Raw genomic sequence first — 267 nt, 5'->3', positions numbered from 1 at the left:
CGACAACTGCGCCTCGAGCAGCGTGCGCTCGGTTTCGAATACTTCGAGTTGCGACACCACGCCGAGCCGCAGTTGCGACTGAATCTGATCGGCCACAATTTGCAGACGATCCACCTGTTGCTGCAATTCAACGCGCTGCGCCTTATGCGCGTTCAGATTCACCAACGCGTTTTCCACTTCCTCGAACGCGCCCATTACGGTCGCGCGGTACTGCTGCTCCGCCACCGTCGATTGCGCCTGCGTCACCTTGACGTGTGCGCGCACACC

At 60.3% G+C, this 267-nt stretch carries 1 protein-coding gene; it reads right to left on the bottom strand.

Annotated features, from left to right (window positions below; genetic code table 11):
• A partial coding sequence (locus SB822_RS57715; RefSeq protein WP_410859187.1) for a TolC family protein occupies positions 1-267 on the bottom strand: 267 nt, incomplete at both ends.

Source organism: Paraburkholderia sp. SIMBA_054 (genome assembly GCF_046534875.1).
Taxonomy (GTDB): Bacteria; Pseudomonadota; Gammaproteobacteria; order Burkholderiales; family Burkholderiaceae; genus Paraburkholderia; species Paraburkholderia hospita.
Note: the sequence above shows the minus strand (reverse complement) of the source record. Positions and strands in the feature narration are given on the sequence as shown.